The organism is Gleimia europaea ACS-120-V-Col10b, assembly GCF_000411155.1.
In the GTDB taxonomy this organism is placed as follows: Bacteria; Actinomycetota; Actinomycetes; order Actinomycetales; family Actinomycetaceae; genus Gleimia; species Gleimia europaea_B.
Map to the genome: position 1 here is coordinate 1,442,127 of NZ_KE150266.1, position 23,674 is coordinate 1,465,800.

The 23,674-nt window shown below is 57.0% G+C and carries 22 protein-coding genes and 1 pseudogene; 13 read left to right on the forward strand and 10 right to left on the reverse strand.

Features of this window, described 5'->3' with window-relative positions:
• Positions 1-25 precede the first annotated feature (25 nt).
• The 3 genes from HMPREF9238_RS06535 to HMPREF9238_RS09145 all read left to right on the forward strand — a co-directional run bounded on the left by HMPREF9238_RS06535 (position 26) and on the right by HMPREF9238_RS09145 (position 3,095).
• The gene (locus HMPREF9238_RS06535) at positions 26-1,264 is read left to right on the forward strand and encodes a MurT ligase domain-containing protein (protein ID WP_016444668.1); all 1,239 of its coding nucleotides are present in this window, start codon (positions 26-28) and stop codon (positions 1,262-1,264) included.
• A complete protein-coding gene (locus HMPREF9238_RS06540) occupies positions 1,261-1,998 on the forward strand; it encodes a type 1 glutamine amidotransferase (RefSeq protein ID WP_016444669.1) in 738 nt (245 codons plus the stop codon). Before HMPREF9238_RS06535 ends, HMPREF9238_RS06540 begins: the two co-directional genes overlap by 4 nt.
• A gap of 83 nt (positions 1,999-2,081) precedes the next feature.
• Positions 2,082-3,095, forward strand: a complete 1,014-nt coding sequence (locus HMPREF9238_RS09145) for a hypothetical protein (protein ID WP_016444670.1) — start codon at positions 2,082-2,084, stop codon at positions 3,093-3,095.
• A gap of 136 nt (positions 3,096-3,231) precedes the next feature.
• On the opposite strand, the gene HMPREF9238_RS06550 is transcribed toward HMPREF9238_RS09145, so the two are convergent.
• The gene (locus tag HMPREF9238_RS06550; protein ID WP_016444671.1) at positions 3,232-5,295 is read right to left on the reverse strand and encodes a prolyl oligopeptidase family serine peptidase; all 2,064 of its coding nucleotides are present in this window, start codon (positions 5,293-5,295) and stop codon (positions 3,232-3,234) included.
• Between the two features lie 170 nt (positions 5,296-5,465).
• Between HMPREF9238_RS06550 and clpB the strand changes: the two genes are divergently transcribed.
• On the forward strand, positions 5,466-8,060 hold the full coding sequence (gene clpB / locus HMPREF9238_RS06555; RefSeq protein ID WP_016444672.1) for an ATP-dependent chaperone ClpB: 2,595 nt from the start codon (positions 5,466-5,468) through the stop codon (positions 8,058-8,060).
• Positions 8,061-8,125: 65 nt separating this feature from the next.
• Here the strand turns inward: clpB and HMPREF9238_RS06560 are convergent, their stop codons facing one another.
• From HMPREF9238_RS06560 to HMPREF9238_RS08905, 3 genes are read right to left on the reverse strand one after another with little or no spacing between them, the layout of a single operon-like run.
• Entirely contained in the window at positions 8,126-8,419 is a 294-nt protein-coding gene (locus HMPREF9238_RS06560; RefSeq protein ID WP_016444673.1) for a hypothetical protein, read from the reverse strand.
• The gene (locus HMPREF9238_RS06565) at positions 8,403-9,077 is read right to left on the reverse strand and encodes a hypothetical protein (RefSeq protein ID WP_040316518.1); all 675 of its coding nucleotides are present in this window, start codon (positions 9,075-9,077) and stop codon (positions 8,403-8,405) included. Before HMPREF9238_RS06565 ends, HMPREF9238_RS06560 begins: the two co-directional genes overlap by 17 nt.
• Before the next feature lie 3 nt (positions 9,078-9,080).
• Positions 9,081-9,614, reverse strand: coding sequence for a hypothetical protein (locus HMPREF9238_RS08905; RefSeq protein ID WP_016444675.1), 534 nt, complete (start codon positions 9,612-9,614; stop codon positions 9,081-9,083).
• An 87-nt stretch (positions 9,615-9,701) separates the two neighbouring features.
• On the opposite strand from HMPREF9238_RS08905, the pseudogene HMPREF9238_RS06570 reads away from it, so the two are divergent.
• Positions 9,702-9,983 (forward strand): annotated as a pseudogene (locus HMPREF9238_RS06570) (ClpB D2-like domain containing protein); the annotation flags it as partial.
• A gap of 159 nt (positions 9,984-10,142) precedes the next feature.
• Here the strand turns inward: HMPREF9238_RS06570 and HMPREF9238_RS06575 are convergent.
• From HMPREF9238_RS06575 to HMPREF9238_RS06590, 4 genes are all read right to left on the reverse strand, one after another.
• Positions 10,143-10,994: a nucleotidyl transferase AbiEii/AbiGii toxin family protein gene (locus tag HMPREF9238_RS06575; RefSeq protein WP_016444677.1), complete on the reverse strand. Its 852-nt coding sequence runs from the start codon at positions 10,992-10,994 to the stop codon at positions 10,143-10,145.
• The gene (locus HMPREF9238_RS06580) at positions 10,991-11,575 is read right to left on the reverse strand and encodes a type IV toxin-antitoxin system AbiEi family antitoxin domain-containing protein (protein WP_016444678.1); all 585 of its coding nucleotides are present in this window, start codon (positions 11,573-11,575) and stop codon (positions 10,991-10,993) included. Before HMPREF9238_RS06580 ends, HMPREF9238_RS06575 begins: the two co-directional genes overlap by 4 nt.
• A 71-nt stretch (positions 11,576-11,646) precedes the next feature.
• Positions 11,647-12,462, reverse strand: a complete 816-nt coding sequence (locus tag HMPREF9238_RS06585) for a serine hydrolase domain-containing protein (RefSeq protein ID WP_016444679.1) — start codon at positions 12,460-12,462, stop codon at positions 11,647-11,649.
• A 9-nt stretch (positions 12,463-12,471) separates the two neighbouring features.
• Positions 12,472-13,233, reverse strand: coding sequence for an exodeoxyribonuclease III (locus tag HMPREF9238_RS06590; protein WP_016444680.1), 762 nt, complete (start codon positions 13,231-13,233; stop codon positions 12,472-12,474).
• A 65-nt stretch (positions 13,234-13,298) separates the two neighbouring features.
• On the opposite strand from HMPREF9238_RS06590, the gene HMPREF9238_RS06595 reads away from it, so the two are divergent.
• The 4 genes from HMPREF9238_RS06595 to HMPREF9238_RS06610 all read left to right on the forward strand — a co-directional run bounded on the left by HMPREF9238_RS06595 (position 13,299) and on the right by HMPREF9238_RS06610 (position 17,573).
• Positions 13,299-14,060 carry an SDR family NAD(P)-dependent oxidoreductase gene (locus HMPREF9238_RS06595; protein ID WP_016444681.1) on the forward strand — a complete coding sequence of 254 codons (762 nt, stop codon included), beginning with the start codon at positions 13,299-13,301 and terminating at the stop codon, positions 14,058-14,060.
• On the forward strand, positions 14,057-15,247 hold the full coding sequence (locus HMPREF9238_RS06600; RefSeq protein WP_016444682.1) for a sensor histidine kinase: 1,191 nt from the start codon (positions 14,057-14,059) through the stop codon (positions 15,245-15,247). Before HMPREF9238_RS06595 ends, HMPREF9238_RS06600 begins: the two co-directional genes overlap by 4 nt.
• Positions 15,244-15,858 (forward strand): response regulator transcription factor, encoded by a 615-nt coding sequence (locus HMPREF9238_RS06605; protein ID WP_016444683.1) that lies wholly within the window; start codon positions 15,244-15,246, stop codon positions 15,856-15,858. Before HMPREF9238_RS06600 ends, HMPREF9238_RS06605 begins: the two co-directional genes overlap by 4 nt.
• Positions 15,859-15,941: 83 nt before the next feature.
• The gene (locus HMPREF9238_RS06610) at positions 15,942-17,573 is read left to right on the forward strand and encodes an MFS transporter (protein WP_016444684.1); all 1,632 of its coding nucleotides are present in this window, start codon (positions 15,942-15,944) and stop codon (positions 17,571-17,573) included.
• A 42-nt stretch (positions 17,574-17,615) separates the two neighbouring features.
• Here HMPREF9238_RS06610 and HMPREF9238_RS06615 read toward each other — a convergent pair whose 3' ends face one another.
• Positions 17,616-19,034 carry a YkvI family membrane protein gene (locus tag HMPREF9238_RS06615; protein WP_016444685.1) on the reverse strand — a complete coding sequence of 473 codons (1,419 nt, stop codon included), beginning with the start codon at positions 19,032-19,034 and terminating at the stop codon, positions 17,616-17,618.
• Between the two features lie 169 nt (positions 19,035-19,203).
• Here HMPREF9238_RS06615 and pyrE point away from each other — a divergent pair, with 169 nt between their 5' ends.
• Positions 19,204-19,770, forward strand: a complete 567-nt coding sequence (pyrE, locus tag HMPREF9238_RS06620) for an orotate phosphoribosyltransferase (RefSeq protein WP_040316816.1) — start codon at positions 19,204-19,206, stop codon at positions 19,768-19,770.
• A 144-nt stretch (positions 19,771-19,914) separates the two neighbouring features.
• On the opposite strand, the gene HMPREF9238_RS06625 is transcribed toward pyrE, so the two are convergent.
• Positions 19,915-20,772, reverse strand: coding sequence for an HAD-IIA family hydrolase (locus HMPREF9238_RS06625; protein WP_016444687.1), 858 nt, complete (start codon positions 20,770-20,772; stop codon positions 19,915-19,917).
• Between the two features lie 126 nt (positions 20,773-20,898).
• Between HMPREF9238_RS06625 and HMPREF9238_RS06630 the strand changes: the two genes are divergently transcribed.
• From HMPREF9238_RS06630 to HMPREF9238_RS06640, 3 genes are all read left to right on the forward strand, one after another.
• Positions 20,899-21,573, forward strand: a complete 675-nt coding sequence (locus HMPREF9238_RS06630) for a TrmH family RNA methyltransferase (protein WP_040316817.1) — start codon at positions 20,899-20,901, stop codon at positions 21,571-21,573.
• Between the two features lie 106 nt (positions 21,574-21,679).
• Positions 21,680-22,705 carry a class II fructose-bisphosphate aldolase gene (fbaA, locus tag HMPREF9238_RS06635; protein ID WP_016444689.1) on the forward strand — a complete coding sequence of 342 codons (1,026 nt, stop codon included), beginning with the start codon at positions 21,680-21,682 and terminating at the stop codon, positions 22,703-22,705.
• Positions 22,706-22,827: 122 nt separating this feature from the next.
• Complete coding sequence (locus tag HMPREF9238_RS06640; protein WP_016444690.1) at positions 22,828-23,610, forward strand: sulfite exporter TauE/SafE family protein; 783 nt, start codon at positions 22,828-22,830, stop codon at positions 23,608-23,610.
• The last annotated feature ends 64 nt before the right edge of the window (positions 23,611-23,674 follow it).

The window sequence follows — 23,674 nt, forward strand, 5'->3', positions numbered from 1 at the left end:
TTCATCTTAACGAGAGGTGCGGACAATGCAGGTTGAATTGCGAGGTTCCCTGGCAAAAAATGCGGGTCGTTTTGCGTCCTGGGCGTCGCAAAAAAGTGGCCGTGGCTCGGGCGGCGTGATTGGTGGTCGCGTGGCGTTAGCGCTTGACCCGAAGGTTTTAGAAAAGGTTAGCCTGGGCAAGAAAATCGTTATCGTGACGGGCACGAACGGCAAATCGACCACCACCTCGATGGTGCGCGAAGCCTTGAAATCTAAGGGACGCGTGGCCTCCAACGTGCTTGGCGACAACATGACGGGTGGCGTTACTGCCGCGTTGATTGAGCAGGGCGAGGCCGAGTTTGCTGCCCTTGAGGTTGATGAGCTTTACGTGCCCGCAGTTGCTCGGGCGGTGAAGCCCGCTGGTTTTGTGCTACTTAACCTGTCGCGCGATCAGTTGGACCGCGTGGGCGAGGCCGGCGCGGTGGAGGCGCGGATTCGCCAAGCTGTTGATGAGAACCCGCAGGCGTTTGTGGTGGCAAACTGTGATGATCCACTGATTGTGTCGGCCGCGTGGGATGCGAAGAACCCGATCTGGGTGTCTGCGGGCGTGACGAGGACGGCTGACTCGGTGACATTCCCCCGCACTAACACTCCGGTGGTCCGTTCCGGCGATTCTTGGCATGTGCCCGGATCTTCATTCGCGCGGCCAGAACCCGCGTGGACAGTGGAAGATGGTGCGGTTGTGTTTGCAGGCGCTGCGCACCCCCTCGCTCTTGCCCTGCCCGGGCGGGCAAACCAGGGCAACGCCGCGCAGGCGGTTGCGGCTGCCCACGCCCTCGGGGTCAGTATCGATCAGGCCATCGCGCAGATCAATAAGGTCACGCAGGTGTCTGGGCGCTACGCCCGGCGCAACTTGGATGGCCGTCTAACCCGCATTGTCCTCGCAAAGAATCCGGCTGGATGGCAAGAATCGCTTTCCATGGTTGAGGAGGATGCTTGCATCATCCTCGCGGTGAATGGTCGGGTTGGGGACGGTGAGGATCTTTCTTGGCTGTGGGACGTGGATTTCGCACCCCTGCAAGGCCGGAAGATCATCGTGTGCGGGGAGCGCCGCGCGGATCTTGCCGTGCGGCTCGAGTATGCAGATTTCGAGTTTGAGCTTGTCGAAACTCCGCAAGATGGCCTCAAACGCGCGCCCGAAGGCAACGTGGACGTGGTGGCGAACTACACGGCTGCGCACGGGCTTAACAATTGGATTTCCCGCGAATATGAGGAGGCCAAATGAGTGCCCTACAAATCGGTTTGATCATGCCCGAAACGATGGGCGCGTACGGTGATAGCGGCAACGCCATCGTGCTTGAAAAGCGCCTGCAAAAACGCGGTTTTGACGCTGAAATCGTGACCGTGCACGTGGGGGATGAGGTGCCGGATAGCCTCGATTTTTATCTTCTTGGAGGAAGTGAGGACGCCGCGCAGCAGGTTGCGGTGCAGCGCCTTGAAGAGTCCGGAGCGCTACGCCGAGCCGCGGATCGCGGAGCGATAGTTTTTGCGGTTTGTGCAGGTTTGCAGGTGCTTGGCGCTTCTTATGAGGACGAGGATGGGCGCCAGGTGGATGGCTTGGGGCTACTCGATGTGCAAACCCGGCGGGGAACAGAGCGTAGTGTGGGTGAACTTGTAACCACGGCTTTGCTCCAGAGCGTTGGCGAGCCGTTGACCGGGTTTGAGAACCACCTCGGAGTTACTGAGCTAGGGGCTGATGCGCAACCACTTGGAGCCGTCTTGCATGGACACGGAAATGCCCTAGATTTAAGCGGTGAGGGGCAGCGGGTAGACGGAGCGGTGCAGGGAAGCGTGTTTGCAACCTACATGCACGGGCCCGTGCTTGCGCGAAACCCGCAACTGGCCGATTACCTGATCCGTCTTGCAACCGGCCAAAAAGATCTGAACCCAATCGACACTGCCGCAACTGCTTTGCTACGTAAACAGCGGCTAGAGGCCTCCGGAATTACCCTCAAATAACCCTGATTTTACGCATTATCCATTTAGGAAAATAACGGGCCCAAGTAGTATGAACATGTAGGCTGCGAGCGTAAGGATTTACCATGAGCGACAATCAAGACTTTGACCGCAACGAACCGCAAGATGGCGGGCAGCTGCCCGAACAGCCGCAGTTTGGCCGCAGGATTGAGGACGAACCTGGCTACGGTCAGCCGGGTTACGGCCAGTCCGGCCAAGGTGATGGCCAGGGCTACGGTGGTTTGAACGGGGAGCAGGCCGGTCATAATCAGGCCGGTCAGCCCGGCTACGGCCAACCCGACTACAGCCAGTCCACCTACGGCAACTACGGGTATGGAGCAACAGATAACCGCAGTCAGCAGGGCGCGGACGGTTATGGTCAAACCGGTTACAATCAGCCGGGTTATGGCCCGGCTTATGGACAGCCTTCTAATGGTCAGCCGGGATATGGCCAACCTGGTTACGGTCAGCCCGGTTATGGCCCGGCGTACGGCCAGAATGGTTACCATGGTGGTGGCCGAGCGCCAATGCAGCTTCCGGGTAGGGGTGGCTCGATCGCGATGATCGTGATTGGCGTGGTCATGATGCTCGTGATTGCTCCCGTAGCGTTCTTTATGAGCGTCGCAGTAGGTGCGCTCCAGTCCTTGGACACGTCTTCTTTTGAGCCGGTTCAAAATGGCGGGAGCGTAGAAGTTGGAAGCACAGGCGTGGTCACGGTTGTTTATTCCAACGACATGTCCGGATCTGATGGAGCGTCTAGTGGGCTAGACGGGCAGGTTGGTACGGTGACCCCATCTTGTACTTTGGTTGGGCAAAATGACACCTATCCGCTGGTGCCAGTAGGCGATGGGGAAGGCGCGATGGCATCCGATGTGCCTGCTGGAACTTACACACTTAAGTGCGAGAATGCAGATGGCCAGGGCATCCTCGTTTTTGGTGGCGAGTTCTTTGACGACGTGATCTCTTCGTTCGGGCCAAGCATGATTATTTCGGCGATCGTCGGATTTGCTGGTTTGGCTCTGCTGATTTGGGGCATTGTGAAACTTGCGGGTGTGAACCGCGAGCGTAGAGCTATTGAGCTGCGAATGCAGGGCTGGTAAGCCGCATAGCTAAGTAAAAATGATCGGAGCGAAAAATGCTCCGATCATTTTTTATGCCCTAACCGTGCTTGGCTTGCGTCCCTGACGCGGAGTTGCGTGAGCGCTTGGCGCTGGTGCGGCTACCTGCCCGATGCGGCTATTCGCCGCCGAGGTGCTGCCAGAGGAATTCCCAGGCCAGTGCACTCATTTTTGCCCGCTGCTTGTTGTCGGCCGCGCCGGCGTGGCCTCCTTCAATGTTTTCGTAGAAGAGCACATCGGCACCCGCCTCATCCATTTTCGCAACCATGGTGCGCGCGTGTGCGGGATGCACGCGGTCGTCGCGCGTGGAGGTGGTGAAGAGGACCGGCGGGTATTGCCTGCCCGCCTGGAACAGGTGGTAGGGGCTGAACGTTTTTATGAATTCCCACTGCTTCGGGTCGGATGGGTCGCCGTATTCTGCCATCCATGAGGCGCCGGCCAGAAGTGTGTGGAAGCGGCTCATGTCTAGCAGGGGAACCTCACAAACGATGGCGCCAAAGTGTTCGGGGTACTTGGTGAGCATCATGCCCATTAGGAGGCCACCGTTGGATCCGCCTCGCGCGCCGAGCTGTTCTTTTGTGGTTACACCGCGAGCGACGAGGTCGTCGGCAACCGCTACGAAATCCTCGTAGGCGCGGTGACGGTTGGCTTGTAGTGCGGCTTGGTGCCACTTGGGGCCGTACTCACCGCCTCCACGAATGTTGGCAACCACATATGTGCCGCCGCGCTCAATCCAGGCCGGGCCGGCCATGCCGAGGTAGGAGGGGGTGAGCGAAACTTCAAAGCCACCGTACCCGTACAGGAGGGTTGGTGCTGGTTCGTGTCCTGGCGTGCTGATCTGGAAGTAGGGAACTTTGGTGCCATCTGCGGAGGTGGCGAAGTGTTGGCTCACTTCCACGTTTTGGGCGTTGAAAGTTGAGGGGGCTTTGCGAACCGTGGTGGCGCTCAGGGTTTCTCCGGATTTGGATAGTTCGAGCAGTGAGAGCGTCATGGGCGTGGTGAATCCCGTGGTGTGCAGCCACAGCTGGTCGCTGGTGCGGCCATCAACCGCGCTTACTTGGATGGTTGCGTGCGCGGGAACTTGCTCGTTGCCGGTTGCTAGTTTGAGGTCGCGCCTGTCCCACCCCGTGTGTTCGGTAGTGGGAGGGGTGAGGATGCCGAGGCGGTTGGAAACGTGGTGGAGCACGTTCACCACAACGTGATGCCTGGTGGTTGCGACGTATTCGAGGGCGGAGGCGTCCGTCGGTGTAAACAGGCTGTGTGCTTCGAAGTCCGCGTCGAAGGCGTTGTCGAACTGGGTTGCAACCAGGGATCCTGCTTTGAAGGTTTTTTCGCCTACGGTCCAGTCTTGCTTTGGGCGCATGAGCATCCAGTCGCGCCAGGGTCCGGCCTCTACGTGTGTTGGGACCTCAACTTTCTTGAGAACGTACTGTGCCGTGGGGTCTGCAATGAACGTTTCTGATTCGTAGAACGTGATGAGTCTGCTAATCATTACGCGTTGCCAGCCGGGCATCGAATCGAAGTGGGGGAATACGCCAACGTCGCTTTTCTCACCCTCAAAAATGATCTGCGCGTCCTCGAGGTCTTGTCCGCGCTTCCATAGTCGAACCTGACGCGGATAGCCCGAATCGGTCATGGTGCCTGCGCCAAAGTCGCGGCTTACCAGGATTTGGTCCGCTGTTATCCAGCTGCATTCGCCTTTTGACTCGGGCAGGTTGAAGCCGTCTTCAACGAACGTGCACGTGTCAACGTCGAATTCGCGAATTACGTCCGCATCGCAGCCGCCATCGGAGAGCGCGATGAGCGCCCGCGAATATTCGGGGAAGAGGAGGGAGGCTCCGTGGAACACCCACGCTTTACCTTCGCGCTTGGCCAGCTCGTCGATGTCGAGCAGAACCGACCAGTCGTCCGCTCCTTGCAGGTATGCCGAGGCCGGTTGGCGGCGCCACAGGCCGCGCGGGTTCTTCTCATCAACCCAGAAGTTGTACGCAAAGTCGCCTCTGATGCTGGCGTAGGGGATGCGGTCTGGATCGTCTAAAACGTTCTTAATCTGTTCTTCGATGTTTAAAAAACGCTTCGTCCCCAGCGCGCTAAGTGTGCGGCTGTTGTGGGAGTTTACCCAGGCAAGGGCTTCTTCGCCCTGAATCTCGTCAAGTAGTTCGATGTTGATCTTTTCATTCATGTTTTAAGTATCGGGCACTGGGCGGCTTGCGACTACCTCGAAACACGAGAATTCGCCGCTAGCTATGAGCTGGTTCTCAAAAATTATGAAGTTGAGTGGAATAGACTCAAGTTTGGAAGCGTTGTACTTCATAGATGACATTTGCCCAGTGGGCGAAAGGATGATTTGAAGTGGACAATAAATTTACAACCAAGGCCCAAGAGGCGATCAGCGCAGCCGTGCAAACCGCTGGCGCTGCGGGCAATCCTTCAGTTGAGCCCATGCACTTGCTACATGCGTTGCTCGATCAGCCTGAAGGCATCGCGATTTCAGTTTTGGAGGCCGCAGGGGCTTCTCGCAAGGGTGTGGGACAGAAGGTCCGCGCCGCGCTAACCCAAATGCCGTCAACCCAGGGTGCCTCGGTTTCGCAACCGGCTGCCTCGCGTGCGTTCGGCAATATTTTGGTGGAGGCGGAGTCGGATGCGCGCGCCATGGGGGACGAGTACACCTCCACGGAGCACCTGCTCATCGCGCTCGCAAAATCCGACACGGATGCGGGCCGTATTTTGAACGAAGAGGACGCTAGTGCAAGCGCTTTGCAGTCAACACTATCTGCACTTAGGAAGGAGCCGATCACGACTGCTGACCCGGAGGGCTCATTTGAAGCTCTCAAGAAGTATGGGCGCGACCTAACGGAGGTTGCGCGCGAAGGCAAACTCGACCCTGTGATTGGGCGCGATGAGGAGATTCGCCGCGTCGTGCAGGTGCTTTCTCGCCGTACAAAAAACAATCCGGTTCTGATTGGTGAGCCGGGCGTTGGTAAGACCGCAGTTGTAGAAGGTCTGGCGCAGCGGATTGTGGCCGGTGACGTGCCCGAATCGCTTCGTAACAAGAGGCTGATCGCCCTTGACCTGTCCGCTATGGTTGCGGGCGCGAAGTATCGCGGTGAGTTCGAGGAACGCTTGAAGGCCGTTTTGAACGAGATCAAGTCGGCGAACGGTGAGATCATCACGTTCATTGACGAGCTCCACACCATGGTTGGTGCGGGCGGTGGCTCCGAAGGCGCGATGGATGCGGGCAATATGCTCAAGCCAATGCTTGCGCGTGGAGAGCTTCGCATGGTTGGCGCAACCACCCTCGACGAATACCGGGAGAACATCGAGAAGGATCCGGCGCTTGAGCGGCGTTTCCAGCAGGTGTTTGTAGGTGAACCTTCCGTGGATGACACGGTTGCGATTTTGCGCGGTATTGCGCCGAAGTACGAGGCCCACCACAAGGTGACCATCTCTGATGGCGCGCTCTTGGCAGCCGCGGAGCTGTCCAACCGCTATATCACGGGCCGGCAGTTGCCGGATAAGGCAATCGACCTTGTGGACGAGGCGGCGTCTCGCCTGCGCATGGAACTTGACTCATCTCCCACGGAGATCGACCAGCTTCGCCGCCAGGTGGACCGGCTTCGCATGGAGGAGTCCTACCTAACCGAATCCGATCCTGAGGGTGAGGATGAGCAGACCGCTACGCAGCTTGAGAAGGTTCGTGAGGAGCTTGCCGATCTTGGGGAGGAGCTTGCGGCACTCACCGCCAGGTGGGAGGCCGAGAAGGCCGGCCGCAACAAGGTTGGCGATCTGCGCGTGAAGCTCGATGAGCTTCGCACCGAGTTGGAACTCGCGATGCGTGAGGGCCGCTGGGAAGAAGCAGGACGCCTGCAAAACGGTGACATTCCGCAGGTTGAGGCCCAGATTGCGAAGGCAGAGGAAGCTGAGGATCGCGCTGATGAGGGCGATCCGATGATCCCAGAGCGGGTTGGTCCTGCCGAGATCGCGGCCGTGGTTGAGGCGTGGACGGGAATCCCCACGGGCAGGTTGCTGCAGGGCGAAATGGAGAAGTTGCTTTCCATGGAGTCTTACATCGGTAAGCGCCTGATTGGGCAGGTGGACGCGGTTCGCGCCGTGTCTGACGCGGTGCGTCGTTCGCGCGCTGGTGTTTCCGACCCCAATCGCCCGACCGGCTCGTTCATGTTCCTGGGCCCCACGGGCGTGGGTAAGACGGAGCTTGCGCGGGCGCTCGCGGACTTCCTCTTCGATGACGAGCACGCGATGGTTCGCATCGACATGTCGGAGTATTCGGAGAAGCATTCGGTGTCGCGCCTGGTTGGCGCGCCTCCGGGATACGTGGGTTACGACGAGGGCGGCCAGTTGACTGAGGCCGTGCGTCGCCGCCCCTACTCGGTGGTGCTGTTGGACGAGGTGGAGAAAGCTCATCCGGAGATTTTCAACATCTTGTTGCAGGTGCTTGACGATGGCAGGTTGACGGATGGTCAGGGTCGTACGGTTGATTTCCGGAACACGATCTTGGTGCTTACCTCCAACCTCGGCTCGCAGTTCATGGTGGACTCTTCGATGAGTGAGGACGAGCAGCGCGAGGCCGTGTTGAACACGGTTCGCGCGGCGTTCAAACCGGAGTTCTTGAACCGTCTGGATGAGATCTTGGTGTTCAAGGCGCTAACTAAAGAAGAGCTGTCGAAGATCGTTGACATTCAGGTTGATCAGATGGCTGGGCGTTTGCGCAGCCGTCGGATTGCCCTGCACGTTGATGATGACGCGAGGACGTGGCTGGCCGAGCACGGGTATGATCCCGCGTTTGGTGCACGCCCGTTGCGTAGGTTGATTCAGCGTGAGATTGGAGACCGCTTGGCGCGCATGATTATTGGAGGCGAGGTCCCGGACGGAGGTTCGGTAACCGTGAAGGTAAGCGGTGATGAGCTGAAGTTGGAGGCCAGCGCCTAACCTGGACAAGTGAAGGGCTAGGAGGAAAACCTCCTAGCCCTTCACTGTGTCTTCTGGCTTGCCGGCTAGCCTTGTTGCTGGTTTGGCTCCTTCTGTGGAGTTTCGCTGAATTTGGGTAGTGAACGCATGACAATGCCCGCAATGATGCAGATGGATACAACCGGCAGTAGCGTGAGTCCTTGAAGCTCGTTGGTAATGAACTGGAGTGTCGCCGCTAGTGGTCTGCTGAAAGTCTTTAGGCTGGGAGCAAATGCCAGGTGGGTGAGGGCAGACCTTGTGAATAGTGAAATCGCGTAAATAACCGCTGCGATTTGAAACAAGAAATTTGATAGGCGCGTAGGGTCAATTTTCTGTCGCATTATCGAAGATCTCCCCACCATTCTGACAAAATGTGTTGAGTGATTCTGATTTATTGCCGAGCAGGGCTCTTGTAGCAAGAGAAGTCTCACGTAATGACGGATTTGTTCCGGGTTCGACGTCTCCGTAGTTTTCAGTGAGGAGCCGTAAGAACTCTGAAGATAAGTTTTGTGGTAGCTCCTCCCGGTGAAATATAAATGTGTAGACGAGTGCTTCGGCGTATTGTGCGCAAACGAGTGGCCCGTACGTGTCCCAGGCTTCGGAGGAGCGCGAAGGAACTGCCGCGAAGGACTTTGAACGAATGAGGCCAGAATCTATCAGCTCATTTTTCTTATCTTCATTCGCTATGATGTATGAATCGTTGCTTTGCGAAATGTAAAGTGGGAAGTCTGTGGATGAAATCCATGAATCCATGGAAATGGAGAGTATGGTTGCGTCATTAGAAGTCCTATAAATATATTCCAACTGTTCCGCATCGTTGTAACAGTCGTACCCGGTAATTTTTCCGGGCACTCCCAGATCGGAACGCACGTCTATCCTGTTGGTGCAGGCGACGTTTTTTGCAATTCTTTCAAGGTCAAGAATGCCGGATTCTGCTAATGCAAGGGATAGGACAACTAACGATAGACACAATAAGAATGCTACGCGATGTCTATGCATAGTTTATCGCCAGGCTACTGTTACACCGGCCGGTGGATTCATGGATCGAACTTTAACTTTCTTTACGGACATGATTTCGGAGCCATTGGGGCCATACCAGGGCACCGTAAAGCTTCCTGATGTGGCAATGCCTCCGCCTCTCCACACTTCTCTATTATTTAGATATCCTCTGCCGATTACGTTTGCATTAGAGTTGGAAAACCATGCAGTGTTCCACGAGTATCCCAGTGTCATTTGGCTAACAGGAGCTTTTTTAACGACGTACCCAGTTCCATCTTGACAGGTTATCTGCACGCCTGCCGGAGCTGTGCAAAATCCGCCTCCTCTTGTCGCTCGAAGTGTTGTATCGGGGGTGAACGGATCGGTTGAGTAAACCTCAACATTTGTAAGTTCTACGTCTTCGTCAATGTGAACTGACATGCTTTGCAGATCGTTACCAATGATGAAATCGTCAGTGATATCTGAAAATGAGGGGAAATATGTAGAGATTAATGTAAGGGCTAAAGGTAGAGTTATTGAACGTGTCAGGAGATTCATATTTCCTCCTTGAGCTTGTGTATCTGTCTTGCTAGTCAATGTAACACGCTATGATTTTTATAACAATACATAAATCAGTGACTGCAAACTGAAGATGAATTGTCGAAGATCGTTGACATTCAGGTTGATCAGATGGCACAGCGTTTGCGCAGCCGTCGCATTGCCCTGCATGTTGATGATGATGCGAGGACGTGGCTGGCCGAGCACGGGTATGATCCCGCGTTTGGTGCACGCCCGCTGCGCAGGTTGATTCAGCGCGAGATTGGAGACCGCTTGGCCCGCATGATTATTGGAGGCGAGGTCCAGGACGGCGGCTCGGTAACCGTAAAGGTAAGCGGTGATGAGCTGAAGTTGGAGGCCAGCGCCTAATCTGAGCCCAAGGGGCTAGCTCAATGAGCTAGCACCTCTATGCGTTTCTGTTTGTGCCGTGGTCGTGTTCTTTCAAGAATTAGGTGGTCGCCGTGGCATTGCTTTTGCGGCGTACTGAGTTCAAATGACTTCGGCGTCGTCTTGCCGAGGTGCGGAATATCAGCCGTGTTTTTCTAGAGTGGAAATAATCTCCCGAACCGTTTGGCAACACTCAAGTAGATCGATTCCTGAGGCGTAGGGATTTTTCTTTACATATCTTGTCCATATTGAAAACAGAAGCGTGTCTTCTTCGATCTCGTCGATGATGGAAAGCCAGTGAGATGGGTCCGTGGCGCTACCTCTATGTTTGCAGGTCGCTTCGATGGCGCTGTGGAGCAAGGCAAGGTCGCATTTATTTCTGTTGAGTTTCCATAGGACGTGGACATCGTAGAAGTCGCGTGGTCGAGTGTTGGCAATCCCTCGCGCAATAATGGTTTCAAGCTTCTCCGCCAGTATCGTTTCGAGAGGATAGGCCATGAGGTGAATGCTACGGTCATCGAACAGAAGTTGATACTCGTACTCGATTGCTCTGGGGGTTATCTGGTCGCCGGTGGTGACATCAATGGTAAGTGGCACTGACATGGGCGCATACCGAGCTCTTAGGTGGACGCGGATGCCTGGGTAATCGTCGGTTTCCCTGATCTCTTCTGTGCGATCAAAATGAAAGGACCAGTTATCTTTCGTGTCAATAGACGCAATATCGTTAAAGATTCTTTTTGCGGAATCATGGGTGAGTGTAATCCCGGTGACCGTGGTGTCTAGATCAAGAGTGGTTCTTGATGCGACGCCCATAAGAGATGAAATGAGCATCCCTCCTTTGACAATCACGTGATTTCTCCAGGAGGAAAGAGCAAGGCGTTCCAGTAGTCTCTCCAGGACGTAATTCTGCATCATTGCCTGTGGAGGAATGCCGGCGGTTTTCGCAGCTTGTTTGATGTGCGATTTTAGTTGCATCGCATTGCTTGTTCTCATAGCAGAGCCTGCAAATAGGCTTTGATTTTGTTCTCTACGCCTAGGTGGCGTGCGTACTGCAGAAGCTTTGCAACGTCTCGGTCGCTTCGGCGCACATATGTCTGCATAGCCGGGGTGACTATTTGGACGTCAAGGATCTGCTGGCCTCGGACAAGGTCGCATAGCGTTCTTTCCAAGTCATACGCTTTAACGGTATTTCCGTGCGATGTTATTACCTCGCATAGGCCGAGTTCGAGCACTTCGTCCGCGCATGTACGACAGGTGACGCCTGCATCTCTGGCAGGGGAGGCATTGTAACTGCGCGGAAATGTCATCGTTAATGAAAATGGAGCGCGGTCAGTCATATTGTGCAGAAAGAGTGCGGTATCGTCAGAGAAAATGCCACGTGAGAATCGATGTTGTGTGGCAAGAAACTGGTCTTCCCAAATATCGGGAAGCGCGTAAAGGCCGCGCTCTACCCGTATTAGATCTCGAGTGCTGACTGCTTCCGTGAGCTTTCGCCGGGGGATGCCTGCTTTCGTTGCTTGGCTAGAGGTGACATACCCGTTGCATTGTTTTGCTATGTCGAGAACAGTGCTCATTCACTTCCCCTCCTTTGCTGTACTTTGGTGCTTAATAATATTCTAAATTAAGCACCAAAGTAAACACCGCGTCAGACCATTTCGAGGAAGTGGTCGCCCAGGGCTTGCCAGTTCTTGCGGTGCCACGCGCCAAAGGGCTGCGTTCCGAGGAATGCCATGGAGCGCCCAGATTCTGGGTCTACCCAAAGGAACGAGCCGGACTGGCCGAAGTGGCCAAACGTGGAAGCCGAGGCCGCGCGCGGGAACCAGGTGCGCACTTTCGCTCCTTTGATTTCAAAACCTAAACCCCACGTGTTGTCCGAATATCCGCCGTAACCGGGCGTGACGCCTTTCAAACCCGGGAAAGCAACAGAGGTTGCCTCTCGCGCCAACTCAGGCGATATGAGTGTGGGGTTTTGAAACTCACGGGCAAGGGCCACGAGGTCGCGGATGGATCCGGCCCCAGCGTATGCTGCGGATCCGTCGATGTGCGTCTCTATCAGACCGAGCGGCTCCAAAACGGTTGCCTCAACCCAGTCCTCGAAAGTGAATCCCGTGGCTGCCTCGACCGCCCACGACGCTTCTTCAATACCGCGGTTCGAATAGATCCGCTTTTCCTCAATATCGGCCTCTAGCACAGGCTCGTTGAATGCGAGGCCGGAGGTGTGGGCAAGCAGGTGGCGTAGCGTCACAACCCGCTGGCCATCGGCAATAGTTACCTCATCATCGAGGCTGATCATGGCCCGCTGCACGGCAACAAGAACCCCCATTGCGGAAAGTAGCTTGGTGACCGACATGAGGGGGTAAACTAGCATGGAATCGCCGTATTCGAGGACGCGGCCAGGCTCCATGAAAGCCATGGAATATTCGAATGGTGGCCGTAGATCTTCCGGTAGTCCGTCAGGCATTTCGACCTCCTAAAAGTCGATGATGACGGGCACGTGGTCAGAAGCGCCCTTGCCTTTACGCTCGTCGCGGTCAATCTGCGCGCCGGTAACCGCACGGGCGAGGGCCGGGGAGGCGTAAATGAAATCTATCCGCATGCCCTCATTCTTGGGGAAGCGAAGTTTTTGGTAGTCCCAGTACGTGTAGTTGGTGACTCGCTCGCGCGTGACCTCTTCCATTCCGAGCTTCGCAAAGTAGTTGAAAGCGTCTCGTTCGGGCTCTGACACGTGGGTTGCGCCCTCAAAAACGGAAATGTCCCACACGTCCTCATCGAATGGAGCAACGTTGAAGTCGCCCACAACTGCTAGTTGGCGCCCTTCCATTTGCGTGGCGGCGTGGTCGGCCAGGCCGCGCATGAACTCGAGCTTGTACTGGTAGTGCGGGTCAGTAAGCGAGCGTCCGTGAGGAATATATGTGCTCCACACGCGCAGAGGGCCGCACGTGGCACCGATTGCGCGCGCCTCAATCTTGTCGCGGAATGTGGGCTGGCCGGGGAAGCTGGTTTCAACCTCATCTATCCCAACGCGAGAAGCGATTGCCACACCATTCCACTGGTTGTAGCCCACCATTTCCATCTCGTAGCCGGTCTCTTTGAACGCGTCCAGAGGGAACTGGTCGGGCTTGCATTTGAGTTCTTGCATTGCAAGCACGTCAATGTCGGCGCGGTTCAAAAAATCAATCACGCGCTCGTGGCGCGCGCGGATGGAGTTCACATTCCAAGTGGCTAGTCGCATGCTTTAACCCTACCTTCCGGTGCGAAATGTGGCATAAGGGAGGGGGCGCCGCCTAACCTATTTATATGGGTACTGCTTTGGTTACCGGGGCTTCTTCGGGCCTCGGGGAAGAGTTTTGTTGGCAGCTGGCGGCGGCGCGGCACAATCTGGTGCTGGTTGCGCGCCGGGAGGATAAGTTGCGTGAGATCGCGGCGAAGATCGAGGCAGCCTCAGGCGTGCACACCGAGGTTCTCGTGGCGGACCTCAGCACCGCGCGGGGGCGCAAGGCGGTTGTGGAGCGGCTCCGCCAAGATGAGCGTCCCGTTGGCCTGCTGGTCAACAATGCCGGTTTTGGTTTGGGCGTGCCGTTTCGCGAGAACAGTATGACCGCTGAAACGAAGGCGTTGGACGTGATGGTGCGGGCCGTTATGGAGCTTACGCACGCTGCGGTGAATGCCATGTTTGAGCGCGGCCACGGCGCGGTTCTGAATGTTTCTTCCGTTGCGGCGGACACCGGTATGGGTACGTATTCTGCGCACAAGGCGTGGGTGAAGGCGTTTTCTGAGGGTGTTGCGGAGGAACTGCGCGGGACGGGCGTGAGTGTCACGGCAGTCATGCCGGGCATGGTGAATACGGCGTTCCATGACAGGGTGCAAACGGTTCCCGAGGAGGTTCCAAAGATCTCTTGGACCAGCGAGGCCCAGGTGGTGGAGCAGGCTCTTACGGCGGTTCGACGCCGCCAGGTGTTGGTCACCCCTTCGGTGCGCTACAAGGTAGCGATGTTTGCTACCAAGATGTCGCCACGTTGGGTGGTTCGCGCGGTCACTTCGCGTCTGCCCCACATGTGAGTGCTTTGAACTCGCGGGCTTTAACTGTCGCCGCCTCGCTTCTGCTGGTTGTAACAACCGTTGTAGGCGTAGCGGGAGCATTCACGGGTGGGCACCCGGTTCTGGGCGTCATTTTAGGCGTCGCATTCATGGGCGCGTACGCGGCGGGAATCATGCTCGGACACCGCGCGCACGCCGGCTCTGACGATTTAGGGCAGGGTGTTTCACACGGGCGGTACACGATCGTGTGGATGCTGGTGCTCACTCTGATTTGGGTGGGCCTACTTGCCGTGTCAGATACGGCCATTTGGCTTGCGCTCGCGCTAGTAATCATCCAGGTGGGTGTGCTCGGGCCGGCGTGGGGATCGGCTGTTGCAGGCGTTACTGGCCTTATCGCGGTGGGTTTTTCGATTTCGCATCTGCCGCCAGATCATCCCGTTGGCGGCGCAATTTTGGGCCCTTTACTAGGGATTGGCATTGCCCTGGTAATCACGTGGGCGGCAGTAACCGTGATAACCGAGGCCGCCTCGCTACGCAAAGCGCTTCGTGAACTCAGCCAGGCGCGCACTCTCCTAGACCGGGCGGAAGAAGAACGCATTTTGCAGCGCGAACGAGCTCGCATGGCGGGCGAAATCCACGACACGGTTTCGCAAGATCTGTCCGGGGTGGCAATGCTTTTGCAGGTTGCGCAGACAAGCCGAGATCCGCAGGAGGTTGCCCGGCTCATCAATCAGTCTTTGCAGGCTACGCAGGCGGCGCTCGCGGATGCCCGGCGAGTAACGAAGGCGCTGGCTCCACGCGAGCTTTCCGCTGGGCGGCTCGAAGTCGCCCTCCGCAATCTCGCCACCGAACCTGTCCTCCGGGACTTGAACATCACTTTTGACATTGACGAGGGCGTGGCTGCGCTCAGCCTGGGGCAGGAGGCGGCGCTTCTTCGCGTGGCCAAATCCGCCCTCGTGAACGTGAAAGAACATTCGGGAACCATGGCTGCCGCCGTGCGCCTGAAAGAGGATCCCGATGGTGTGCGGCTTGAGGTTGAAGATAGTGGCCGCGGCTTTGACGCAGGCATGCCGCAAGAGGGGCGCGGTTTTGGTATTCCCGCTATGCGGGCGCGCATGAGTGAAGTGGGCGGCGCTCTCGAAATCCGTAGCGAGGCGGGAACACTTGTGCGCGCCACGGTTCCGATAAGTGAGGACGGGGCCGAGTGAAGGTCATAATTGTCGATGACCACGCGGTTGTGCGGATGGGACTACGCGCCGTTTTAGAAAACGCGGGCGGCATGAGCGTGGCTGCTGATTTTGCGCGAGCTGAGGACGCGATCAACTGGTTGCGCGCCCATCCGGTAGACCTCGTGATTATGGACCTGCGGTTCAAACAAACCGGCGCGATGGACGGCACCAGTGCCGTGCGCGCGATCAAACAGATGGGCGGGCCGCCCGTCCTGGTGGTCACTACATACGGGTCTGAACCGGAAATCTTGGGCGCTCTAGCTGCGGGGGCAGCCGGCTACGTCCTCAAAGATGCCGACACTGGGGAACTTCAACGCGCGGTTGTTGCGGCCGCGCACGGCGAACAGTTCCTTGGCTCCGGTGTGGAAGCGCAGATCAAACACCGTGGAATGCCGGAGCTTACGGGCCGGGAAATGGACGTGCTTCGCCTTGTGGCGCAAGGAAAGACCAATGCGGCCGTGGCAAAGGCCCTGTTTCTTTCTGAGGCCACCGTTAAAACTCACCTGAACCGCGTGTTTGAAAAGCTGGCTGTTAACTCACGCACCGCAGCCGTGGCAAAAGCAAGGTCTGTGGGTCTGCTAGAGGAGTAAGGCAAATTCATCCTTTCGGTTGATGTGACCCGCGCTTTGCCTCAGCACTATGGAAGTAGAAACTTCGTAGTGTTGGAGGAAAAGTGCAGGACGCACAAACGCTGGAGTTAAGCGGCAAAACGGAGGTAGCGCAGGCGCCCTCAAAACGCGATTGGGGTGCGCTGGCGGTGCTGGCAGCTTCGCTGGGCGTGATCGTGCTGGACGGCACGATTGTGGGCGTGGCGCTACCAAAAATAATTGGAGATCTAGAGCTGACGCTTGCAGACGCACAGTGGGTGAATAGTCTTTACGCGGTGATTGTGGGCGCGCTCCTTCTTGCAAGCGGCTCGGCGTCAGACCGGCTGGGACGGCGCAGGCTACTGGTGATAGGCATGATCATTTTTGTAGCGGGATCTGCAATCGCGGGTGTTGCCGGATCGGCCGGTGCGCTCTTGGCGGGTCGCGCGGTGCAGGCAATTGGCGCAGCGGGCATAATGCCGGCAACGCTTTCAACTGTGAACGCCATATTTCGCGGCAAATATCGCGCGGCCGCGTTCGGCATTTGGGGCGCGGTAATCTCCGGCGCTGCGGCAATCGGCCCCCTGCTGGGCGGCGTGCTAACCGAGTGGGTTTCTTGGCGGTGGATTTTTTACGTGAATCTCCCCCTAGGCGTGCTACTAGTGCTCCTTGCCCTAAAAGTTGTTCCCCAAACTAGGGGCGAGGCCGGTGGACATTTCGATGTGTTGGGATTCTTACTTTCCAGCTTGGCGCTCGGCAGTCTCGTGTTTTCCATTATTGAGGGTCCGCACGTGGGGTGGTGGAAACCCACGGCAGGGTTCAACTTCCTCGGCCTCACGTGGACGGAGGCGTCTGCGATTTCCGTAGTGCCCGTTTCGCTGGCAATCGCGCTGGTCGCTCTGGCGCTGTTCATCTGGTGGGAACTACGCCTGGCTAAACGTGGTAGCAACCCTTTGTTGGATCTATCAATGTTCGCCATCGGCACGTTCTCGTGGGGAAACCTGACGGCCGCAACGGTCGCAATCGGCGAGTTCGCCCTCTTGTTCGTACTCCCGCTCTACCTCATCAACGCGTACGGAACCAGTGTGGTTGATGCCGGCCTGATCCTCGCAGCGATGGCCTTGGGTGCCTTCATATCTGGAGGCCTTGCCCGCCACATCGCGGCCAAGCTCGGCCCTGCGGGCACAGTCATTTTGGGTCTTGGCTTAGAACTCGCAGGAGTTGCCGCTCTTGCCTATTTTATGGATCCGGCTAAATCTTTGGTGTACCTCGTTGCCCCGCTCCTCGGGTACGGACTTGGCCTGGGTCTTGCTTCTGCACAGCTGACCGGCACAATCTTGCGGGACGTCCCCGTCACGCAATCTGGACAAGGATCGGCAACCCAGTCCACCGTGCGCCAAGTAGGTTCGGCTCTTGGCACCGCATTTTCGGGCGGGGCGCTCACGGTTGGGCTGAGCAGTTCCCTACCAAGCACACTTGTCTCGCTAGATTTACCGGATGGCCAGCTTAGCGACCTGATCCGCGCTACGAAGGCTTCGGCGGGTTCAAACCTGTTGCAAATGCGCGAGCAGATGAGCGGCGATTCTGAGCTTTTGAACCACCTCGTCAATGGTTTTGCGCAGGCCACCCGTTCTTCCCTGTGGGTGTCCGCAACTTTCCTCGGCGTTGGCCTGTTGGGCTCTATCATGGTCTGGTTCGCGGCCCGAAAGCCAGATTAGAAGGGCCCCGCTCCGCTCCACGCGCGAGAGCTGCGCTTCGGGCTAAACGGACTTCTCCGGGCCGGCCTCGTCCGTTAAGGCCGAGGCCGCCGCTTTCGTTCCGGGGTCATCTTCAACGACATTCCCGGCTTCCGCCCCTTCACAGTGGTTTTCGAGGGCGCTTTCTTCAAGTTCCACGTTGGTGATCTCTTCGAAGTCTATTGTTGCCGGATGGTCGTAAGCCAGGCCCTCGTCCTCTAGTTCGTCTACGACTTGGAGCACGGAGCTGGTTTGCAGGTCCGAATTGTCTACCGGCGATTGTTCAATCGCTTCGGCAAGCTGGTCGGCATGCCCTTGGTGGAAACTCTTGTCTTTACGAAGGAGGCGGCGCAAAAGTTTGCGGATAGCCACGCGCCGTGCAATCTCTTGGCGAATGTCCTCACGGCTACGCACCCAGTGCACTACGAGTAGCAGAATCAGAAGCATGCCCGCGTAACCGATTACGGGATACAAGTAGTTCACAAACGTTTTGAACCCAACGAACGATACGGCGAAGCCAACCAGCGCCATTGAAATCAGCCAGATGCGGAAGCGTTTTGGGTCGCCCTTGGAGAACCTAGAGGCGAGGGCATAGTACATGCCTATCGCGGTGTTGAAGATCATGCCGAAAACTACGAATGCCATGACGGTGCCAAACGCGGGATGGATGCTGGTTAGCAACATGAGCGTAGGCATATCGGAGTGGCCCACTTTGTCGATTTGCGCAAATAGGGCGGTGGAGGAGATGAGGATCAGCAGGCCGTAGATAATGCCGCCCAGCATACCGCCGCGTCCGGCCACGCGCGGGTCGCGAATCTGGCCTCCCATCACGATTGACATGGACACGGCCATGGCTAGTGATAGTGCCACGTAGTTTGCCGCAGAAACCCACCAGTTTGGCAGGGTTGACCCGATTTCGGTGGCCATGGCGTCCAGTTGCGTTATCGAGTAGTCCACGTGGGTGTGGGACCAAATTGCCGCGCCAACGATCAGCACGATGATGAGCGGCGTGATCGCTCCAATAATTGCAGTCACGCGGTCTACGTCCAACATTCCAACCAGGATGACGAGGACGGTGATGATGACTGATCCTACCCAGACGGGTAGTCCGAATTGTTGGTTGAGGCTGGTACCTCCTCCGGCGATCATCACAAATCCCATGCTGAATAGCGTGAGTGTTATGAGGATGTCAAAGATGCGGGATGTGATGGGCGGGGAAACTTCTGTGAGCACGCGGTTGTGGTCGCTGGCCAGAAAGAAGGAGCCGAGTTGGAGGATCACATATCCGGCTAATGCGAGGATTATGAGCGCGAGGGCAACGCCCCATATTCCTTGGGTGCCAAATCCTACGAAGTATTGGATGAGTTCTTTCCCTGATGCGAATCCCGCGCCTACGACTAGACCAACGAAGGCCATAGCAACGGTTATTATTTGCCGGTTCATGTTATTGCCAGCTGTGTAGATATGGCGGCTGGTACGCCTCAGTGGTTTTACTTTATCGAGTTTTTCGGGTTTGGGGTTTTCGTTGCTAATGTGACGAAACTGGCGGAGCATGATTTGTGACGGTGATTTGATTGTCGAGGCGGCGCTGGCTTTCGCTTACGATAGGGGTATGACTAACGATCCGCGCAAGGCCCGCCTGGCCGAACTTGTTAAAGAGCTTGCTGTTATCCACCAGAAGGTGACTTTGGCTTCGGGTAAGGAGTCTGACTTTTACGTTGATATGCGCAGGGCAACGTTGCATCACGAGGCGGCGCCTCTGGTGGGGCACGTGATGCTCGACATGCTTGAGGATAATGGTTTCGCGCCGGATGATTTTGATGCCGTGGGTGGTCTCACGATGGGCGCGGATCCGGTTGCGACAGCGATTTTACATGCGGCAGCTTCACGCGGCCTGGCTGTTGATGCGTTCGTGGTGCGCAAGGAGGCCAAGGACCATGGCATGAAGCGTCAGGTTGAGGGGCCTTCCGTTGAGGGCAAGCGCGTGATCGTGTTGGAGGATACCTCTACTACGGGTGGCTCTCCGATGCAGGCGGCTCGCGCGCTTGAGGCCGGCGGCGCACAGGTTTTAGCTGTTGCGGTAATCGTTGACCGCGACACGGGTGCTCGCGAGGTCATCGAGGGTGCAGGTTATAAGTATTTGAACGCGTTGGGGTTGGAAGACCTCGGCCTCGCCTGAGTTTAAGCACTTTTGATATCGCCAAAATCGGGACGTGTACAAGTTTTGTACACGTCCCGATAACGTGTTAAAAATTTCGCGAATTTTGTACACGTCGCGCAAACGTGTACAAATCTTTAACACATCGCGAGATCTAGCCTCGCTCTACTGTGCGGATTCTTCTAGAACTCCGGCTTCTTGAGCTAGCCGGTGGTTTTCGCGCACAACCTCGATCATGTCGGCAATCGAGTTCTTGGTGCGGTAGGGGCGGAACGGGAAGTTACGGATCTCGCTCTCGCTTGTGGAGCCACTGAGAACGAGGTAGGTGCGCAGGCCCGCTTCGATACCTGCTTGCACGTCGGTGTCCATGCGGTCACCAATCAGGGCGGTGACTTCAGAGTGAACGCCAATCTTGTTGAGGCCGGCGCGTAGCATCATCGAGTTGGGCTTGCCCAAAAAGTATGGTCTGCGCCCGGTTGCTTTGGTGATCATCGCGGCAACGGATCCGGTTGCGGGTAACACGCCCTCGTCGGAAGGTCCGGTAACGTCCGGGTTGGTGGCGACGAACTTGGCGCCTGCCTCGATGAAGCGAATGGCCCTGGTGATGGCGTTGAAGTCGTAGCTACGAGTTTCACCAAGCACAACGTATTCGGGGTTGGTTTCGGTCATCACGTAGCCGGCGCTGTGCAGCGCGGTGGTAAGACCCGCTTCGCCGATGACAAACGCGGACGAGTTCGGGGACTGGTGGGAGAGGAACGCCGCGGTCGCAAGTGCGGAGGTCCAAATGTGCTCTTCGGGAACATGCAGGCCCGAGTTGTCGAGGCGCGCAGACAGGTCGCGCGGCGTGTAGATCGAGTTGTTTGTAAAGACGAGGAACGGGATGTTCAGCTCGTGCAGGGTGTCAATGAACTCTTGTGCCCCGTCGATTGCGCGCTCCTCACGCACAAGAACGCCGTCCATGTCGGATAGCCACGAGGTGATTGGGGGCATTTCGTCTAGCGAAAAGTTTGTTGTATCTTGCATACTTCTCTCCTTCTATAACTGCTTTTAGCCTATCGTCCACGGCGAACGTGGGGTAGAGAATCGCAGGTTTTATGCACGCTCGTGCATGGCAAGCGGCTGGCTTTGACGGTTTCTCGCGTTGTTTGTATGTTCGAGGACGTGGCAAAAATACACGAAAATGAGGTGCGGTCGGTTCCGGGTAGCGGCGTGGGGCCGTGGCCGGGTGGGGAAGAGAATTGGCCGCAGGGCGATCAGTATGATCCGGTGTTACTTCGCGAGGGTGATACACGCAACGTGGAGGATCGCTTCCGCTACTGGTCGAACGAGGCGATTAAGAGCTTCCTGGACAGCGTGGGCAGGCCGGATTGGCTTGAAGTTGCCGTGCAGAATTTGGGGCATGACTTCAACATTGGGTCGATTGTGCGCACGGCAAACTGCTTGGGGGTGCGTCGCGTGCATATTGTGGGCAGACGCCGGTGGAATAGGCGCGGGGCGATGGTGACGGACAGGTACTTGGAGGTTGTGCACCACCCGGAAATCGATGGTTTCTTAGACCATGTAAGATCGCGCGGTTTGCGCGTTATTGGTATTGACAATATCGAGGGGTCCAGACCGTTGGAGGGGCAGGTGCTTCCAGATAAGTGTGTGCTGGTGATGGGGGAGGAGTCCACGGGGCTGAGCGAAGACATGGCGAGGGATTGTGAGTCTGTCTTGCATATCACGCAGTATGGTTCCAGCCGGTCGATGAATGTTGGTCATGCCGCTGCCATCGCTATGTGGGCCTGGGTTATCCAGCACGGGGGCGATCCGGAACGTGCGTAGCGGATCGGAAAATCAAGTTAGTTTGTCAGGACTTTAGACTCTGCGCATCGCGGCACTAAATGTGGGATAATGAATGTGTAAAAATGTCTAGGCAAGGAGGCAATTAATGCCTATCGCAACCCCTGAAGTTTACAACGAGATGCTGGACCGTGCGAAGGAAGGCAAGTTCGCTTACCCGGCGATCAACGTTACTTCTTCGCAGACCTTGACAGCTGCTATTCAAGGTTTCGCCGAGGCCGAGTCTGACGGTATTATCCAGGTTTCGGTTGGTGGCGCCGAGTACTGGTCGGGCTCCACGGTTAAGGATCGCGTAGCTGGTTCGCTTGCAATGGCTGCGTACGCTCGTGAGATTGCGAAGAACTACGATGTGACGGTGGCGCTTCACACTGACCACTGCGCAAAGCAGAACCTTGATTCTTGGATTATTCCGATCATGGAGCTCGAAGTTGAAGAGGTTAAGGCCGGCCGCCTTCCGTTCTTCCAGTCCCACATGTGGGACGGCTCGGCTGTGCCGTTGAAGGAGAACTTGGAGATCGCGCAGAAGATGCTTGATCTTGCTCAGAAGTCACACACCATTCTTGAGGTTGAGATTGGTGTCGTTGGTGGCGAGGAAGACGGCGTCGTTGGCGAGATCAACGAGAAGCTCTACACCACCACTGAGGACGGTATTGCAACGGTTGAGGCTCTAGGCCTTGGCGAGAAGGGCCGTTACTTGACTGCTCTTACGTTCGGTAACGTCCACGGTGTTTACAAGCCTGGCCATGTGAAGCTTCGTCCGGAGATTCTGGGCACTATTCAGGAAGAGGTTGGTGCGAAGTACAACGCTGGCGACCGTCCGTTCGACCTGGTCATGCACGGTGGTTCGGGCTCGTCTGCTGAGGAGATCCGCACGGCTGTTGAGAACGGTGTTATCAAGATGAACGTTGACACCGACACCCAGTACGCTTTCACCCGCCCGGTTGCCGAGTGGATGTTGCGCAAGTACGACGAAGTTCTGAAGATTGACGGCGAAGTTGGCGTTAAGAAGTCTTACGACCCGCGTTCGTGGGGCAAGGCTGCTGAGGCTGGCATGGCTGCTCGCGTTGTTGAGGCTTGTGAGCGCCTCGGCTCCGTTGGCACCAAGATGAAGTAACCATCTGAGACTTCCATTTGAAGGGCGCGTCCAATTGGGCGCGCCCTTCGCTATGCGCGGTAGTGTGGCTGACGTAGGTTTTTATTTGCGAGGCGGGCTAGTTCTGTCGGGAAGGGCGCGGTTTGGAAGCGGTTGCGTTCGCGGTGGTAATCGGTGTTGGCGTGGGCGTTGTGGTTGGGGCGCTTGGTGCGGGAGGTGGCATCCTGGCGGTTCCGGCGCTGACCTACCTGCTGGGCCAGACACCCCATGCGGCTGCCCTCGGTTCGCTGGTAATCGTGCTGGCAACCGCCCTGTCTGCTTTGCCGCAGCGGCTTCGCACCAAAACTATTCGGGTGAAGCAAGGTCTGATTTTTGGGGCGATCTCGATTATTGGTTCCGTGGCGGGAGGGCGTTTGTCGGCTCTGGTGGACGGTAATGTGTTGATGCTGTTGTTTAGCGCAATGTTGGCAGTGATGGCCACTGTCATGATCCGGAGGGGGCTGCGCGAACGCAATCTTCCGGGCGGAGAGGCACCCGCGGGCAAGCCGCGAGGCCTCGTGGCGATCATCTTGGCAGGGCTTGGAACCGGGTTTTTGACGGGGTTTTTTGGCGTGGGTGGTGGCTTCATTGTGGTGCCGGTGCTCACTATCGTCCTTGCTTTTGGGATGAAAGAGGCTGCGGGAACCTCCCTCATCGTCATGTCGATGGCGGCAATCGGCGGGCTGGTGGCAAGGGTGGGGAACACGCCCCCGGTCGACTGGGGCGTGGTGGTGGCGTTCATGCTGGGGTCGATGAGCGGCGCCGTGGTTGGCGGACCGCTGTCGAACCGGGCCAAGCCGTATCAGCTGACTCTAATTTTTGGAGCGCTACTGGCAGTGGTTTGCGTAGCGAGCCTGAGCGCCACGCTACTTACCATTTTCGCGTAAAGGCGCGAGTAAACTTGCCGTATCCCTATTAAAACGCGCGCGTTCGTGGTGTGATGGTAGGTAG